The sequence below is a fragment of the Duganella sp. CF402 genome (genome assembly GCF_900109645.1).
GTDB lineage: Bacteria > Pseudomonadota > Gammaproteobacteria > Burkholderiales > Burkholderiaceae_D > Rugamonas.
Genome location: NZ_FOBG01000001.1, coordinates 314,031 through 330,697 on the forward strand (window position 1 = coordinate 314,031; position 16,667 = coordinate 330,697).

Sequence of the window (16,667 nt, forward strand, 5' to 3'; positions counted from 1 at the left end):
CTCACTGCCAACGGAGCTTGAGCACGATCCAGTGCGCCAGCAGGCGGTTGAGCAGGGGCAGGGCCAGGCCGTGGGTGCGCGCCACTTTCTGTTGCATGGCCAGCGCCGGCGATGTCGACGCTCCGCCGTCCTTGACCGCGAACAGGATGCGGTTGTTGCCGGCGATGCCACGGAACCAGCAGATACGGCCCTGGAAGGCGGTCCGCAGGCGGCGCAGCATGGCGCCGTAGTTGGGGTCGTAGCTGAAGATATTGGTCACCATCACGCCGCCGGGGCGCAGCGCGCGACGGCAATCGTTGTAGAAAGCGCTGCTGCCCAGCGCCGGCGGCAGGCCCTCGGCGTCGAAACCGTCCACCAGCAGCACGTCGGCGCTGTTGTTCAGCTTGCTCATGTAATCGACCGCGTCGGTCTGGATCACGCGGAAGCGGGCATTGTCGCGCGGGATGGCGAATTGTTCGCGCAGGGCGATCACGTCCGGATTGAGCTCCAGCACGGTGATGCGGCAGTGCGGCAAATAACGGTAGCAAAACTTCGCCAGCGAGCCGCCGCCCAGGCCGACCATGACAATGTGCTCGGGCTGCGGATGAAACAGCACGAAGCACATCATGGCGCGCGCATAGCTGAGTACCAGCTCGTCCGGGCGCGACAGGCGCATTTCGCTTTGCACCATGCCGGGCTGGAACTCCAGGCGGCGCTTGTCGCCATCGGTCAGAACCCGGGGGCGTTGCAGGGGCTTGGTGGGGGGCGTCAAGTTTTGTTGTATTGTGGATTTACGTAGGGAATCATAGTAGCATGGCGTTAGCATAGGCTAGCCCCTCCGGCGGCCAACTTGGAGAGAGAGAACGATGTTTTTAGACCACCCTACGCTTACCGCCACCAACAGCTTCACCGAGCCGGACCGCCTGGAACGCCTGAACCGCGTCTACGGCTACGTGGCGGCGCTGGCTGACCTGGCCGGCAAGCAGAGCTTTATCGAGAAAGTCAGCCAGCTGCACGACCACAAGGGCACCCTGATTGTGTTCTGGCACGACGCCCCGAACGAGGATGAAAAAGACTTGTTCACCAAGGCCTGGGCCAGCAAGATGGGCGACGGCAGTACCAATGTGGAACACGAGGTCTGATGCCTCGGTCTGACATCAGGCCCCGGTCATGGATATAAAAACCTTGTTGTTGGCGCTGGCGCTGGGCAATCTGAGCCTGTGCGCGGCGCTGTTCTTTTTTGAGGCCGGCGCGCGGCGCGGCAATCAGCCGGCACGCGTGCACGCCACCTGGACCTGGGCCAAGCAATGCCAGGCCGTGGCCTGGGGGCTGTTGTATTTACGCGGCGAACTGCCCGATTTCCTGACCATTCCTTTTGCCAATGCGCTGCTGTTTGCCGGCTTCGCGCTCGACGCCTCGGCGCTGTGGGAGCAGGCCGGGCGCCGCGTGTGGCGGCCTTATCTGTTGCCGGCGTTGGGCGCAGCGATAGGCTTGTACACCGGCGCCTGGCTGCTGCAAGCGCCGGCCGGTACCCGTATCGCCATCGGCTCGGTAGCGGCCGGTTTCTTCTTTGTGGCTGGCGCTGCCGCGCTGGGGCGGGGCTGGAGCAACGGCACGCCGCTGCGGCGCTATCTGGTGGTGGCGATGCTGGCGCTGAGCGCCGCTGTGGTGCTGCGCGGCCTGTGGTCGTTGTTGCCGGAAGGCGTCAATGGCATCAGCACGCTGGCGGTGCAGGCCGTGGGCGTGGTGGCCGTGTATTTGATGATGTTGAGCAACGCTTTCGGCTATTTGCTGCTGGTGCGCGAGCAAGCCCAAGGCGAGCTGGCGCGGCTGGAAGTGGTCGATCCGCTGACCGATGTGCCGAACCGGCGCGGCTTCTACCAGGCGCTGACACCGTGGATCGCGCTGGCGCGCCGTCCCGGCATGCCGGCCTCGCTGATTGTGCTGAACCTCGACCAGTTCAAGCGCGTCAACGACAGCTACGGCCATCCGGCCGGCGACATGGTGCTGAAGGCGATGGTCGACGTGTGCAAGAAGCAGCTACGCGATTCGGACCAGATGGGCCGTTTGGGCGGCGCCGAATTTGCCATCCTGTTGCCGCGCACGTCGATCGAGGATGCGACGATGGTGGCGGAACGCATCCGCCAGGCCGTCGCCGCGTTGCCGGTGAAGGCCGAGAAGGCGGTGATCAGCATGACGGCCAGCCTGGGCGTGACCGTGATCCGCGCCGAGGACAGCACCGTCAGTCTGTTCAAGCGCGCCGACGAGGCGCTGCAAGCCGCCAAACAGGCTGGCCGCAACCGTGTGATGGAGGCGGAAGTCATCAGGTTGTAATATTTTCGGCATATCGTCATATAATGATATAAACAGTTTAGTCAGATTCCATAATATGTACGCAGCCGTAGATCTTGGTTCCAATAGTTTTCGCCTCCACATCGGCAAGCACGATGGTGAGGCCATCCGCGTCCTGAAAAGCGTGCGCGAACCGATCCGGCTGGCCGCAGGGCTGGACAAGGACGGCAACCTGACGCCTGCCGCCATGCAGTCGGCCCTCAACTGCCTGAAGAACTTCCGCGCCGTGCTGGCCGGCTACAAGCTCGATGCGGTGCGCGTGGTCGCCACTTCCGCCATGCGGGTGGCGCGCAATGCCGCCGCCTTCCTGCCGGAGGCCGAACTGGCCATCGGCTACCCGATCGAGATCATCTCCGGCGAGGAGGAAGGGCGCCTGATCTACATGGGCGTGGCGCACTCGGTCGGCCTGCCCGGCGAACGCCGGCTGGTGATCGATATCGGCGGCGGTTCGACGGAATTGATCCTGGGGCGCGGCCAGGAAATCGAGAAGGTCGAATCGTTCAGCGTCGGCACGGTCAAGCAAAGCCTGTCGTTCTTCATCGGCGGGCGGGTGGACGGACCATCGTTCGAGGCCGCCATCCTGTCGGCGCGCAGCCATTTCGAGGACGCCGCGCCGCCTTACCTGCCGCAGTTCTGGAAGCAGTGCTACGGTTCCTCCGGCACCGCGCGCACCATCGCCGACATCATCGTCAAGAACGGCTTGGGCAAGGAAGTCAACGCGCAGACGCTGGAAGCGCTCAAGCAGCGCTTCGTCGAATTCGGCCATGTCAGCAAGATCGACATGCCGGGCCTGAAGCCGGACCGCGCCTCCACCATCATCGGCGGGCTGGCGATTCTGATTGGCCTGGTGCGCGAGCTGGGGATCCCGCAGGTGGTGCCGATCGAGGCCGGCCTGCGCATGGGCGTGATGTGGGACTTGCACCTGCGCTCGACCAAGCGCGATCGCCGCGAGCAGTCGGTGCTGGCTTGCGTGCAGCGCTTCCACGTCGACGAGAAGCGCGCCAACCGCGTGGCCGACGACGCGCTGGCGCTGTATGCCCAGACCAAGCCGGCGTCGGACCAATACAGCCGCCATTTGTACTGGAGCGCGCTGCTGCACGAAATGGGCATGGTGGTGTCGCACACCGGCTATCACAAGCACGCCGCCTACATCATCGAGAACGCCGACCTGCCGGGCTTCACTTCGCGCGAGCAGCGCATGATGAGCCGCATGATCGTGGCGCACAAGGGCAATCTGCGCAAGGTGGTGGAGGTATTGGCCGAGCCGGACTTCGCCAAGGCCATCGTGGCGCTGCGGCTGGCGGTGCTGTTCATGCACTCGCGGATCGATATCGACTTCACCCAGCTCAAGCTGCGCTTCAAGAGCCGCATCGAGCTCGATATCCGGCGCGAATGGGTGGCCGAGCATCCGACCTTGTCCTATTGGCTGGAGAAGGAACAGGAGCAGTGGGACGAAGTCGGTGTAGACTTCGCCATTCGCACCAGTTAAGGGAAACACCATGAAATACAGGACAACCTGCTTTTGCGCTTGCATAATGCTAGTCCTGTCGTTGCCTGCCGCAGGTGTTGCCAACGCAGCGCCGAAAGAAACCGTGCACCTGTGCTTTGAGGCGCAGGACGTGCGGCCGTGGCGCACGGAGCAGGGCGGCGGGCTCAATTTCGAGCTGCTTAAACTGGTCGAGCAGCGCCTCGACGTGCATTTCGATTTCCAGAGCATTCCGTGGAAGCGCTGCCTGGCGCAGCTGAAAGCCAATGCGGTGGACGGCGCGTTTGCGGTCAGCTATAAACCGGACCGGCGCGAACTGGGCGCCTATCCGGGCGGTGAAAACGTCGACGCCAGCAAGCGCATGCACATCGACCGCTATGTGGTCCTGCGCCGCAAGGGCAGCAAGGTGGAATGGGACGGTCAGCATTTCAGCAATCTCGATGGTGCGATCGGCTTCCAGCTTGGCTACTCGGTGGGCGATGTGCTGCGCGCGCAGAATCTTGAAGTGGACGAAGGCAGCCAGCGCGCCGATGAACTGGCGCGCAAGCTGATTGCCGGGCGGCTGGCGGCAGCGGCGGTGGGCGGCAGCGACGCCGACGGCTTGATGCATGGCCCGCTGGCGCCACAGCTGGAACAGCTGCCGGTTCCCATCATCGAGAAGCCGTACTTCCTGATTTTGTCGCATGCGCTGGTGGCGTCCAAGCCGCAACTGGCGGCGCGCATCTGGAGCACGGTGGAGCAAGTGCGCAATAGCCCGGCCTATCAGAAACTGGCACAGGCGCAGGGAGTGCGCCATTAATCCGCACGGCCACGCGATGAGAGACGGCGGCGGCCCGCTGGCGCAATTGCGGCTGGCGTGGCGGCGCAATATCCTGCTGCGGCTGGGCTTTGGGATCTTCCTCGCGGTGGCGCTGTCCACCGCCATCTACACCACCTATGTGATGCGCACCTTGCGCAGCGAGGCCGAACAGAATCTGCGCGAACGCGCCGAACGGCTGGCGGCGGTGCTGTCGCAGGCGCTGGCGCGGCCGCTGTTCGATATCAACAGCGCGGCGGTGTCCAGCGTGGTGGATGCCTCCGGCGCCACGCCGGAAGTGTTGGTGCTGCGCGTGCTGGGACCGAGCGGCGCGGAACTGGCCAGCTATGTGTCGCCGATGAAGGAGCCGGTGGCGACCATACACGTCCACCGCGATATCAGCTACAGCGATGCGCGCCGCAGTTACCCGGTCGGCGCCATCGACCTGGCATATTCGCGCCAGCAGATGGACGCGGACCTGCAACGGCAGGTGCTGAACACGGTGGTGGCCAATCTGCTGCTGGCGATGGGCATCGTGCTGTCGATCTTTATCGTCGGCCGGCGCACGGCGCGGCCGTTTGCCGATATCCGCATCGGGCTGGAAAAGCTGACGCGCGGCGAGACCGATATCAAGTTGTCCGGCGTCGGGCGCGCCGACCAGGTAGGGCGCTTGTCGGATGCGGTGCTGCGCTTCCGCGACACGCTCACGCGCCTGCGCGACGCCGAGCGCGAACTGCGCGACTTGAACGCGGAGCTGGAGCAGCGCATCAGCGACCGCACGGCTGAACTGAACCGCACCATGCAGCAGGCGCGCGACAGCCAGGCCAAGCTGCAAGCGATCGTCGATACGGCGCTGGACGCGGTGGTGCGCATGGATCTGGAAGGCCGCATCGTCGGCTGGAACCGGCAGGCGGAGATGATCTTCGGCTGGTCGCGCGAGCAGGCGCTGGGGCTGGAGCTGGACAAGACCATCATTCCGCCGCGCTTCCGCTATGACCACAAGCGCGGCATGCAGCGCTACCTGGCCGGCGGCGGTGGCGGCGTGCTCGATACGCGCATCGAAGTATTTGCCTTGCGCCGCAGCGGCGAGGAATTCCCGATCGAGCTGGCGATCACGCGGGTGCAGGCCGAGGGGCGTGATGGCTTCGAATTCTGCGCCTTTATCCGCGATATCAGCGAGCGGCGCGAGCGCGAGCAAAAGCTGGTCAATGCAAATGCGATGGCGGAGGCGGCGAACATCGCCAAGTCCGAATTCCTGGCCAATATGAGCCACGAGATCCGCACGCCGATGAGCGCCGTGATCGGCATGGCTTATCTGGCGCTGCGCACCGAGATGACGGCGCGCCAGCACGATTACATCAGCAAGATCCATCGCGCGGCGCTCACGCTGCTGGGCATCATCAACGACATTCTCGATTTTTCCAAGATCGAGGCGGGGCGGCTGGAAGTCGAGGCGATTCCGTTTTCGCTGGAAGATGTGCTGGTCAACGTCAACAGCGTGACGGCGCAGCGCGCGGCCGACAAGCGGCTAACCTATGTGATCGGCATGGCGCCGGAAGTGCCGCGCTACCTGGTGGGCGACCCGCTGCGGCTTGGGCAGGTGCTGATCAATCTGGTGAATAATGCGGTCAAGTTCACGCTGGAAGGCAAGCTGGAACTGCACTGCGAACTGCGCGCGCCGCGCGACGACGGCAAGACGGTGCTGCGCTTCACGGTGAGTGATACCGGCATTGGCATGACGGCGCAGCAGAAATCGCGCCTGTTCCGCGCCTTCAGCCAGGCCAACGGTTCGACCACGCGGCAGTACGGCGGCACCGGCCTTGGACTGTCGATTTCGCAGCAGCTAGTGCGGCTGATGGGCGGGAATATCGAGGTGGAGAGCGAGGTGGATCGCGGTTCGACTTTCCATTTCGACCTGCCGTTCGATTTATCCGACGCGGCCGCGCTGGCGGTGCAGGAGGCGCTGCACAACGGCCCGGTGGACGACCTGCGGCTGGACGCCTCGCCACGCCGCACCGCGCGCGTGCTGCTGGCCGAGGACAGCGCCGACAATCAGGATGTGACCCGCGCACTGCTGGAATTGCAAGGGCTGGATGTGGAAGTGGTGGACGACGGCCGGCAGGCGCTGGCGCGGCTGATGGAGGCTGGGCCGCGCGCCTACGATCTGGTGCTGATGGATCTCGGCATGCCGGTAATGGACGGCCACGAGGCCACGCGCCTGCTGCGGGTGGACAGCCGCTTCAACGAACTGCCGATCATTGCCGTGACGTCGAATGCGCTGGCCGGCATGCAGGCGCGCTGCCTGGAAGAGGGCATGCAGGACTACATCACCAAGCCGATCGATCCGCAGCGGCTGTACGCGGTGTTATCGCGCTGGCTGGGCATGTCGATGAAGGTGATTCCGCCGGTGCCGCCGCTGCCGGAATCGGGCGAGGATACTGCCGGCAGCAGCGCAGCCGATGCCCGCGAGGCGATGCAGGATCTGGTAGCGCTGCTGGCGGAGTTCAGCGGCGAGAGCATGGATTATTTTGCACGCTGCCAGGCCTGCCTGGCAGCCGTGCTGTCGCCGTCGGAGATGGCGCGCCTGAATCACCACATGGAACAATACGAGTTTGAGGCGGCCCGCAAGCTGCTGACCGAAGCGATAAAAAAACAGGAGACACTATGAATGCTGCCCATCGCCACACCGTGCTGATCGTCGACGATACGCCGGACAACATCACGCTGCTATCTAATCTGCTCAAGGACAAGTACCACACCAAGGTGGCGACCAACGGCACGACCGCGCTGCAGATCGTGGCGTCGTCCAAGGTGGATCTGATCCTGCTCGACATCATGATGCCGGACGTAGACGGCATCGAAACCTGCCGCCGCCTGAAGGCCGATCCGGCCAGCGCGGCGATTCCGGTAGTGTTCCTGACCGCGAAAAGCCTGCAGGAAGACGAGGCGCTGGGCCGCAGCGTGGGCGCAGCGGACTTTTTGCGCAAGCCGGTTAATCCAGCTCAATTGTTCAGTCGTGTAGCACTGCACCTGAAATGATATATACTATTTATATTGTTGATTAATCTGGAGTGAGCATGGCCACCAAAGCAGCCCCGAAAACCACCGTAACCAAGACCGTCGCCAAGACCACCGCCGCCAAACCGGCCGTGAAGAAACCTGTCGCCAAGGCGGCAGCGCCGAAAGCCGCTGCGAAGCCAGCACCTAAGGCCGCCACCAAACCAGCGGCCAAGGCCGCAGTGCCGAAAGTAGCGCCTAAGGCAGCACCGAAAGCGGCGCCCAAGGCCGCGCCGAAAGCCGCTCCAAAAGCCGCTCCAAAAGCCGTCGCCAAACCGAAAGTCGCCGCCAAGCCGGCAGCTCCTGAAGTGAAAGCCAAAGCGCCAAAAGAAAAACTGGTGCGCGACAGCTTCACCATGCCTGAAGCCGAATATGCGGTGCTGGGCCAGGTCAAGAAGACCGCGCTGAAAGCCGGTTTCGAAGTGAAGAAGAGCGAACTGCTGCGCGTCGGCGTCGCCCTGATTGCGCAAATCGACCTCGCCACGCTGAAGAAAGTGCTGGCCAGCCTGCCGCAACTGAAGACCGGCCGTCCCAAGAAAGCCTGATTTAAAAACAACATGTCACGAAAATGACATTTCGCTGTCATTTTCCTGAAGTATTCGCTGGTTACGCTTGCTTCGTCTTCCACACAAAAGGGATGAAGCATGCAGACCTCGATCATACAAGCGGACGTCCGGGCAACGTCTGGCAAGCTGGTACTCAGTATGGCAAGCACGCCGGAAGAACTGCGCGAAGTCCAGCGCCTGCGCTACAAAGTGTTTATTGAATCGATGGGCCTGAGCGCGCTGGAACGCGCCGACGGCCTCGATGCCGACGAATTCGACGAGCACTGCGACCACCTGATCGTGCGCGATGCCGACAGCCTGATGGTGGTCGGCACCTACCGCCTGCTGAACGCCACCCGCGCGCGCAAGCTGGGCCGCCTGTATTCGGAAGGCGAGTTCGATCTGGGCCGCCTGAATAACATCCGTGGCCGCATCGTCGAAGCGGGCCGCGCCTGCATCCACCCTGATTATCGCGGCGGCAGCGTGATCATGCTGCTGTGGTCCGGCCTGGCCGAGTACATGCGCCGTGAAAATGCTGAATTTCTGGTAGGCTGCGCCAGCATCTCGCTGGCTGACGGCGGCCACAATGCGGTGGCGGTGTACCAGCAGCTGATCACCAAAAACCTGGCGCCGATCGAATACCGCGTGACGCCGCACCTGCCGTTCCCGTTCTCGAAACTGGAGGCGGCGCAGAAGCCGCAAGTGCCGGCGCTGTTGAAGGGCTATATGCGCTCGGGCGCGTGGATCTGCGGCGAGCCGGCATGGGATCCTGATTTCGAATCGGCCGACCTGTTCCTGCTGATGCCACTGGCGAACCTGGATTCGCGCTACGCCCGTCACTACGGTGTCGGCGAGCAGCAGGCTGCCTGACGCGCTGGTGTTGCCCCGTGTAGAATAAGCCATTGTGCTTATTCTACGGGGCTGTGATGAAGCTGGATCTGGAGTCGGACAAGACGGGTTATCAGGAACGTCCGGTCACGCGCCATCGCGGCGCGGACGCCGCTCGCACCACCGACCGCGTGATCGAGGAAGTGCCGGTCGCGCTGGTTTTCAATGGCATCTCGCATGCCGTCATGATGGTCACGCCGCGTGACCTGCAACCGTTCGCGATGGGCTTCGCCCTGACCGAGGGATTGGTCTCGCAAGCCTCCGATGTTTTTGATATTGAAGTACGCGAGCATGCGCGCAGCTTCGAGATCGACATCACCATCGCTACTCAGGAATTCGTGCAGCTCAAGCAGCAGCGCCGCTCGATGGCGGGGCGCAGCGGCTGCGGCGTGTGCGGCATCGAGAGCCTGGAACTGCTGGATTTGCAGCCGGAACGAATCGAAGCCGCGCCGCTGGCTGGGCCGCTGCAACCGGCGATCGCGCGCGCAGCGTCGGAGCTGGGGCAGTACCAGGAACTGCAGCGCGCCACCGGCGGCGTGCACGCAGCAGCATGGTGCAACGCAGACGGCGCCGTGCAGCGTGTCTGCGAAGACGTCGGCCGCCACAACGCGCTCGATAAGCTGATCGGCCACCTGGCGCTGGAAGGCGTGGACATGCAGCGCGGCTTCGTCTTCATGTCCAGCCGCGCGAGCTACGAGCTGGTACGCAAAGCCGCCCGTATGAATATCCCCATGCTAGCCACCATCTCGGCCCCCAGCACACTGGCCATCGATATCGCCGCCGAAGCCGGCATCAAACTCATCAGCTTCTGCCGCCACGACGGCTGCGTCGAATACACTTAAGCACAGAACAGCGGGGGAGCCTGGCAATGAAAATCATCATCGCAAGCAAACCCGTCGCCATGTTCGCGCTGGCTTGCCTGGCCTGGGGGCGGCCGGCCTGGGCCCAGAGCGAACCCGATGGCGACTCGGCGCTGATCGTGGGCCGCGTGGAAGTCAGCGCCAATAAAACGGGCGTGCTGCCCACGCGCAGCGTCCTCAGTTCCGTCGATATCCTGGGCGACGAACTGCTGCGCGACCAGCAGGTGAAAAGCGCCTGGGAACTGTTCGCGCGCGCGCCCGGCGTCATGCTCACGCCTTTCCGCCAGGGGAACGAGTCCGGCAGATTGTCGTTCCGGGGTTTCAATGGCGAGGGCGAGGTGAACGCCGTCAAACTGCTCATCGACGGTATCCCGGCGAATGACAACGCTGGCGGCATGCCGCTGATTGGCGCGATCCTGCCGCTGGAGCTCCAGCGTATCGAAGTGGTACGCGGCACCAACGACCCGCGTTACGGCCTGCATAATATCGCTGGGAACGCTAATATAGTCACCCGCGCCGGCGGCAACGACGGCGAGGCAAGGCTGAGCTACGGCAGCTTCGACACCCGCCAGCTGCAGTTGGTCAAGGGCGTGGAAGCGGGCAACTGGTCGCAGAATTATGTGTTCGGCTACCAGAACAGCGGCGGCTACCGCGACCATGCGCAGGGCTCCAACCTGGTCCTGGCCGGCAAATGGTTTTACACCAGCGACGACGGCCGCCTGCGCCTTGGCCTGAGCGCGCGCCACGCGCAGGCCAAGGCGCAGGAACCCGGCTACCTGACGGCCGCCGATGCGCACAGCGATCCGACCGCATCTTACCGGTACGCCCAGTCTGATGGCGGCAATCGCCAGCTCAGCCAGCTTGGCCTGTATCTGGACGCCGAACTCAATGCGCAGCTGTCGCTGTCCAGCCGCGTTTATCTGAACCGGATACAGGACCAGCGCTGGCTACGTTTTTCCACCGTTGATTCGCAGCAGGAACGTGTCAACGGCGAGACGCATATTGGTTTCCTCAGCACGCTGAGTTATCGCCCGCGCCTGGCGCTATTGGACGGCTTCAAGAGCGTGGTGATCGAAGGCGGCGCCAGTGCCGAGCATCAGCGCGACCACAGTCCGCGCTACAGTACCGTCGACCAGGTCCGGGTGAGGGCCACGCGCGACCATCATTTCACCTTCGACACCGTGGGCGGCTACGTGCAGGCCGTGATCAAGCCGGTCGACGCGCTGAGGATCGTGCCCGGTTTTCGGATCGACAAGATCGATGGCAGCTTCAGCGATCCTTCAAAAGGCGTGGCTTACCCGATCCGGGACTACGGCGTGATCAAGCAGCCGAAATTCAGCGTCGCGTATGCGGCGGCGCCGGGCGCCAGCGTGTACGCCAACTGGGGCCGCAGCTTCCAGGTCGGCAGCGGCGCCGCCGCCTTCCAGTCGACGCCGACGGTGTTGCGCCCGTCGATCAACGATGGCTGGGAGTCGGGTGTCAAGCTCGCGCCGGCGGCATGGTTCGACGGCCGCATCGCGCTGTGGCGCCAGCGCGCCTCGGGCGAAGTCAAGCGGCGCCTGAACGATCCCGGCGGCGACGTCGACAACGTCGGCGAAACGCGCCGGCAGGGTGTCGATGTCCAACTCAATCTGCGGCCCGTACGGCGCGGCAACGTCTGGCTGGCCTGGTCCCTGCAGGACGCCACCATCGTCAAGCCCGATCCGGCCGCGCCGTCCACCATCGGCAAGACGATCGACCATGTGCCGCGCCATGTCTATTCGGCCGGCGGCGATTTCCAGGCCACACCGGCGCTCAAGCTGTCGGTCTGGGGCAACGGCCAGTCCGGCTATTACCTCACTTCGGCCAACGCCGGCGGCCAGTTCGGCGGCTACGTGTTGTTCAACGCCAGCGCAAGCTATCGCCTCAGCGCCAGCCTGGCACTGGAACTGCAGCTGAAAAACCTGGCCAATCGCTACTACGAATATGTGTGGATCAATGACCAGACCCGCCATTCGCCGGGGGATGGGCGGGCGGCTTATCTGTCGGTCAACATGACGTTTTAGGCCGGGGCCTCACTGGCGCGGCGGCGGCAGCGCGGCTTGGCCGATGTTACGCCAGTAGTCGCGCTCGATCCGCGCCAGGTCGACTTCGCGCGCCGCCTCGTCGAAGGCGCGCTGGTGCTTCAGGCCTTCCGCCGTGCGCTGAAAGCAGACATGCACGGACCGTTCCGGGAACAAATGCTCGGCGATGACGATGCGTTCCCGTTCCGCCTGCGAGTAGCCGCTTCTGGCCAGCGTGTAGCGCAGCATACGTTTTTCCACCACGATCGCGCTGAAGCGCTGGTGCAGCAGCTTGCGCAGGTTCATATCGTTGTTGAGGCCTTCCTCCACGGTCAGCAGGCCGGAGCGGACCAGCGCATCGAAGGGCTCGCCGTTCGAATAGCCGGCCACGGTGCCGATGCGCACGCCGCGCAAGTCCTCCAGCCGGGCGGCCGCCACCGGCTGATCCTTCAGGTAGGCGAGCACCGTCTGGCGGCTGCCGACGGCGCTGGAAAAATAGCACAGCTTGTCGCGCTCGGCGGTGCGGAACATGGCCAGCGCGCCGGCGTAGCGGCGGTCGTTCAAGCCCAGTTGCATGGCACGCTTCCAGGGGAAGTAGTCGATTCGGGCGGTGGCGTCCATGCGCTGCAATACCGCCTCCAGCAGGGTGCCGGTGAGACCGTTACCCGGCAGCGCGGCGCTGAAGAATGGCGGCCAGTCTTCGGTGGCAAAGCGCAGCACCGCCGGCCCGGCGGCAAGCACCGGTGCGCTCAGCAGCAAACTGACAGCGAGTCCGAATAGTCTTGATAAATTCAAACAACTCCTCCGGCGGCGGGGCCGCAGTGTCGTTATTATTTCGAAGCCAGTTTCAATTTTACCGCGTCGTGGCCGCTACGGGCCGTTATCGTTATTCCACCGGCGATTGTTCGGCCGACCGCTGCAACAGCACCGGGATCGATTTCGAGGTCGGCGTGCCGGCGCCGTCGGCGGTGCTGTGGAGGGGTACCAGGCCGTTGGTCTCGGGGAAGTAGGCGCCCAGGCAGCCGCGCGGGATGTCGTATTCCACCAGCAGGAAGCGCTCGGCGCGGCGCGTGACGTCGTCTCCCCACACGCTCACCATGTCGACGTATTCGCCGTTTTTCAGGCCGAGCATCGCCAGGTCTTCCTTGTTGATGAAGACCACGCGGCGCAGGCCGAACACGCCGCGATAGCGGTCATCCAGCCCATAGATGGTGGTGTTGTACTGGTCGTGCGAACGCGCGGTCATCAGCACCATCAGGCGCTCGCCATGCTTGGCGCGGGCGCGGTGGATCGGCGTGTCGAGGTCCACCGCGTGCGGCACGAATTGGGCGCGGCCGCTGGCGGTGCGCCATTCGCGCTCGCGCGACGCCACCCGCAGGTGGAAGCCGCCCGGATGCGCCACGCGCGCGTTGAAGTCGTGGAAGTCGTCGAACACTTGCGCGATCAGGTCGCGGATGGCGGCATAGTCGGCGCCGAGCGCCAGCCAATCCACTTTATCGCTGCCCAGCGTGGCGTGCGCCAGCCGGGCCACGATCGCGGTTTCCGACAACAGGTTGTCCGAGGCCGGTTTGTTCATGCCGTAGGACAGGTGCACCATGCTCATGGAGTCCTCCACCGTCACGCCTTGCGGCACGCCGTTTTGCAGGTCGATCTCGGTGCGGCCCAGCGTTGGCAGGATCAGCGCTTCCTTGCCCATCACGAGGTGGCTGCGATTCAGCTTGGTGGCGACGTGCACGGTCAGCTCACACTGGCGCAGCGCGTCGAAGGTCAGCGGGGTGTCCGGCGTGGCCATCGCAAAATTGCCGCCCATGCCGAAGAAGACTTTGACGCGGCCGTCCAGCATCGCCTGGATGCTGTCCACCGTATCCAGTCCGTGTTCGCGCGGCGGCTCGAAGCCGAATACATTTTGCAGGCGGTCGAGGAAGGCCTTGGTCGGCTTTTCCTCGATGCCCATCGTGCGGTCGCCCTGCACATTGGAGTGGCCGCGCACCGGGCACAGGCCCGCGCCGAGACGGCCGATTTGCCCGCGCATCATCATCAGGTTGGACAGCATCTGGATGGCTTTCAGCGCGTTCTTGTGCTGGGTCAGGCCCATGCCCCAGGTGCTGATGACGTTCTTGCCCTTGATGTAGATGTCGCTCAATTGCTCGATCTGCGCGCGCGGCACGCCGGATTCCGCCAGCAGCACGTCCCAGCTTTCGGCGCGCAGGTCCTGCTCAAACGCTTCGTAGCCGCTGGTGTGCTGGGCGATGAAGTCGCGGTCCAGCAGGCCCGGTTGGCCGGCCGCCAGCGCTTCGTCGTCGCGCTCCACCAGCCGCTTGGCGATGGCCTTGATCAGCGCAAAGTCGCCCGCCAGTTTCGGCTGGATGAAGACGCTGCTGATCTGGGTGCTGGAACCGGTCAGCATTTCCAGCGCGTGCGCCGGCGAGGTAAAACGTTCCAGCCCACGCTCGCGCAATGGATTGATCGACACGATGGTGGCGCCGCGCCGGGCCGCATCGCGCAATTCGTTCATCATGCGTGGATGGTTGGTGGCCGGGTTCTGGCCGAAGATCAGCAGCGTGTCGGTGTGCTCGAAATCCTGCAGTGTGACGGTGCCCTTGCCGATGCCCACGGTGCCCGGCAAGCCACGGCTGGTCGGCTCGTGGCACATGTTGGAGCAGTCCGGGAAGTTGTTGGTGCCGTACATCCGCACGAACAGCTGGAACAGGAAGGCCGCCTCGTTGCCGGTGCGGCCGGAGGTGTAGAACGTCGCCTGGTCCGGATCGGGCAGGGCCTGGAGATGGCGCGCCATCAACGCGAACGCGTCGTCCCAGGCGATGGGCTGGTACTTGTCGCTGGCGGCGTCGTAGACCATCGGGTCGGTCAGGCGGCCGTGCTGTTCCAGTTCGTAGTCCGATTGCGCCAGCAGTTCGGTGACGGTGTGGGCGGCGAAGAACTCCGGCCGCACGCGTTTGCTGGTGGCTTCCGCCGCCACCGCCTTCACGCCGTTCTCGCAGAATTCAAAGGTGGAGGCGTGCTCGCGGTCGGGCCAGGCGCAGCCGGGACAGTCGAAACCGTTCGGCTGGTTTTGCTTGAGCAGGGTCTTGTAATTGCCGCCCGCGACTTTCTCGCGCACCAGGTTGATGGCCACTTGTTTCAGCGCCCCCCAGCCGGCGGCGGGATGGGTGTAAGGTTCGATATGGCCTTCGGGCTTTTTGTTCATGTTGCGATCCGGTAATATTTTCTACGGGTATTATTGCATATTCAGTAAAGAGACTACGCATGGATGATGAAATCATGGCCGCCCTTGCCGGCGTGCTGGAAGCGCTGCGGCGCATCGAGGCCGAGTGGCCGGACAAGCCGTGCTCGCTCGCCAAGCTCAGCAAGCAGGCGCAGCGGCCGATGAGCGTGCTGCGGCGCCAGCTGACCATGCTGGAAGAGGCCGGCCTCATCACGCTGGCGCTGGACGATGGCGGCGTTTCCGGTGCAGTCCAGTTTAGTCCGGCCGGGCGCCAGTTGGCCGCCGACATCTTTAATTAAAAATTTTCCTTGCATCTTGTCGGACTGAGGTTTAAAGTGCCTGTACCGTTTGGTACAACTTAAAAGGAACCCACATCATGAGCCGTCCTCCACTCCCACCGTTCACCCTGGAAACCGCCGCCCAGAAAGTCCGCGCCGCCGAAGACGGCTGGAACAGCCGCAATCCCGAGAAGGTCGCGCTGGCCTACACGGAGGACTGTTACTGGCGCAACCGCGGCGAATTCGTCACCGGCCGCGCCGCCATCGTCGGCCTGCTGCAACGCAAATGGACGCGCGAGCTCGAATACCGCCTGATCAAGGAATTGTGGGCGCACGACGGCAACCGCATTGCAGTTCGCTTCGCCTACGAATACCATGACGACTCCGGCCAGTGGTATCGCGCCTACGGCAACGAAAACTGGGAGTTCGCGGCAGACGGCCTGATGCAGCGCCGCCTGGCCAGCATCAACGAACACCCGATCGCCGCCGCCGAGCGCAAGTTCCACTGGGATATCAACGCACCACGCCCGGCCGATCACCCCGGCCTGAGCGATTTTGGATTCTAAGCATGCCACGAGTGATGGGAGAACGCAGCGACGCCGTGCCGCTGCTGGCCGAAGTGTTTCGCACCTACGGTTTTGAAGGCGCCAGCCTGGCGCGGATTACCGAGGGAACCGGCCTCGGCAAGGGCAGCATCTATAACTTTTTCCCCGGCGGGAAGGAGGAGATGGCCGAGGCCGTGCTGGACGAGATCGACGGCTGGTTCCGCGGCCAGGTGTTCCAGCCGCTGCGTTCCGCCAGCGATGTGCGGCAGGGGGTGGCCGACATGTTCAAGGCGGTCGGCCGCTATTTCATGTCGGGCCGCAAGGTGTGCCTGGTCGGCGTGTTTGCGCTGGGACATGAGCGCGACCGTTTCGCCGTCAAGGTGCAGGCGTATTTTGCCGAGTGGGTGCAGGCGCTGGCCGATGCCCTGCAGCGCGGCGGCCGCGACGCCGGCAGTGCGCTGGCGCTGGCCGAGGAGGTGGTCGGCGGCATCCAGGGCGCGCTGGTGCTGGCGCGCGCGGCCGATGAGCCGGCGCTGTTCATGCGCGCGCTGGCACGGATGGAGCAGCGGCTCAACACTGCGTGAACTGATCGGCTGGCGCACGGTCCAATCAGTTT

Annotated in this window: 16 protein-coding genes; 13 read left to right on the forward strand and 3 right to left on the reverse strand. The window is 64.1% G+C overall.

The genetic code is table 11. From position 1 onward, the window contains the following. Nucleotide 1 precedes the first annotated feature (1 nt). Entirely contained in the window at nucleotides 2-670 is a 669-nt protein-coding gene (locus BMZ70_RS01440; protein ID WP_373922508.1) for a fused MFS/spermidine synthase, read from the reverse strand. A gap of 175 nt (nucleotides 671-845) precedes the next feature. Here BMZ70_RS01440 and BMZ70_RS01445 point away from each other — a divergent pair, with 175 nt between their 5' ends. The 10 genes from BMZ70_RS01445 to BMZ70_RS01490 all read left to right on the forward strand — a co-directional run bounded on the left by BMZ70_RS01445 (nucleotide 846) and on the right by BMZ70_RS01490 (nucleotide 12,008). Beyond that, the gene (locus BMZ70_RS01445; protein ID WP_092268977.1) at nucleotides 846-1,121 is read left to right on the forward strand and encodes a hypothetical protein; all 276 of its coding nucleotides are present in this window, start codon (nucleotides 846-848) and stop codon (nucleotides 1,119-1,121) included. Between the two features lie 28 nt (nucleotides 1,122-1,149). Further along, the gene (locus BMZ70_RS01450; RefSeq protein ID WP_092268979.1) at nucleotides 1,150-2,313 is read left to right on the forward strand and encodes a GGDEF domain-containing protein; all 1,164 of its coding nucleotides are present in this window, start codon (nucleotides 1,150-1,152) and stop codon (nucleotides 2,311-2,313) included. A gap of 55 nt (nucleotides 2,314-2,368) precedes the next feature. Next, entirely contained in the window at nucleotides 2,369-3,820 is a 1,452-nt protein-coding gene (locus tag BMZ70_RS01455; protein ID WP_092268981.1) for a Ppx/GppA phosphatase family protein, read from the forward strand. Between the two features lie 46 nt (nucleotides 3,821-3,866). Beyond that, nucleotides 3,867-4,616: a substrate-binding periplasmic protein gene (locus BMZ70_RS01460; RefSeq protein ID WP_229205245.1), complete on the forward strand. Its 750-nt coding sequence runs from the start codon at nucleotides 3,867-3,869 to the stop codon at nucleotides 4,614-4,616. A 16-nt stretch (nucleotides 4,617-4,632) separates the two neighbouring features. Further along, on the forward strand, nucleotides 4,633-7,281 hold the full coding sequence (locus tag BMZ70_RS01465) for an ATP-binding protein (RefSeq protein ID WP_229205246.1): 2,649 nt from the start codon (nucleotides 4,633-4,635) through the stop codon (nucleotides 7,279-7,281). After that, nucleotides 7,278-7,652 (forward strand): response regulator, encoded by a 375-nt coding sequence (locus tag BMZ70_RS01470; RefSeq protein WP_092268985.1) that lies wholly within the window; start codon nucleotides 7,278-7,280, stop codon nucleotides 7,650-7,652. The genes BMZ70_RS01465 and BMZ70_RS01470 overlap by 4 nt, the downstream gene beginning before the upstream one ends. Before the next feature lie 38 nt (nucleotides 7,653-7,690). Further along, nucleotides 7,691-8,215 carry a hypothetical protein gene (locus BMZ70_RS01475; RefSeq protein ID WP_175500746.1) on the forward strand — a complete coding sequence of 175 codons (525 nt, stop codon included), beginning with the start codon at nucleotides 7,691-7,693 and terminating at the stop codon, nucleotides 8,213-8,215. A gap of 99 nt (nucleotides 8,216-8,314) precedes the next feature. Further along, complete coding sequence (locus BMZ70_RS01480) at nucleotides 8,315-9,085, forward strand: GNAT family N-acetyltransferase (RefSeq protein ID WP_092268987.1); 771 nt, start codon at nucleotides 8,315-8,317, stop codon at nucleotides 9,083-9,085. 56 nt (nucleotides 9,086-9,141) lie between these two features. Beyond that, entirely contained in the window at nucleotides 9,142-9,945 is an 804-nt protein-coding gene (gene fdhD / locus BMZ70_RS01485; protein WP_092268989.1) for a formate dehydrogenase accessory sulfurtransferase FdhD, read from the forward strand. A 26-nt stretch (nucleotides 9,946-9,971) separates the two neighbouring features. Further along, a complete protein-coding gene (locus BMZ70_RS01490) occupies nucleotides 9,972-12,008 on the forward strand; it encodes a TonB-dependent receptor (protein WP_175500747.1) in 2,037 nt (678 codons plus the stop codon). A 9-nt stretch (nucleotides 12,009-12,017) separates the two neighbouring features. On the opposite strand, the gene BMZ70_RS01495 is transcribed toward BMZ70_RS01490, so the two are convergent. Both BMZ70_RS01495 and BMZ70_RS01500 read right to left on the reverse strand, forming a co-directional pair. Continuing rightward, nucleotides 12,018-12,800: a substrate-binding periplasmic protein gene (locus tag BMZ70_RS01495; protein WP_229205247.1), complete on the reverse strand. Its 783-nt coding sequence runs from the start codon at nucleotides 12,798-12,800 to the stop codon at nucleotides 12,018-12,020. A gap of 91 nt (nucleotides 12,801-12,891) precedes the next feature. After that, nucleotides 12,892-15,210 (reverse strand): FdhF/YdeP family oxidoreductase, encoded by a 2,319-nt coding sequence (locus BMZ70_RS01500; protein ID WP_092268990.1) that lies wholly within the window; start codon nucleotides 15,208-15,210, stop codon nucleotides 12,892-12,894. Nucleotides 15,211-15,269: 59 nt separating this feature from the next. Between BMZ70_RS01500 and BMZ70_RS27840 the strand changes: the two genes are divergently transcribed. From BMZ70_RS27840 to BMZ70_RS01515, 3 genes are all read left to right on the forward strand, one after another. Beyond that, nucleotides 15,270-15,527, forward strand: a complete 258-nt coding sequence (locus BMZ70_RS27840) for a helix-turn-helix domain-containing protein (RefSeq protein WP_130300946.1) — start codon at nucleotides 15,270-15,272, stop codon at nucleotides 15,525-15,527. Nucleotides 15,528-15,604: 77 nt separating this feature from the next. Then, nucleotides 15,605-16,072 (forward strand): nuclear transport factor 2 family protein, encoded by a 468-nt coding sequence (locus BMZ70_RS01510; RefSeq protein ID WP_092268992.1) that lies wholly within the window; start codon nucleotides 15,605-15,607, stop codon nucleotides 16,070-16,072. A 2-nt stretch (nucleotides 16,073-16,074) separates the two neighbouring features. Beyond that, entirely contained in the window at nucleotides 16,075-16,635 is a 561-nt protein-coding gene (locus BMZ70_RS01515; RefSeq protein ID WP_092268994.1) for a TetR/AcrR family transcriptional regulator, read from the forward strand. The last annotated feature ends 32 nt before the right edge of the window (nucleotides 16,636-16,667 follow it).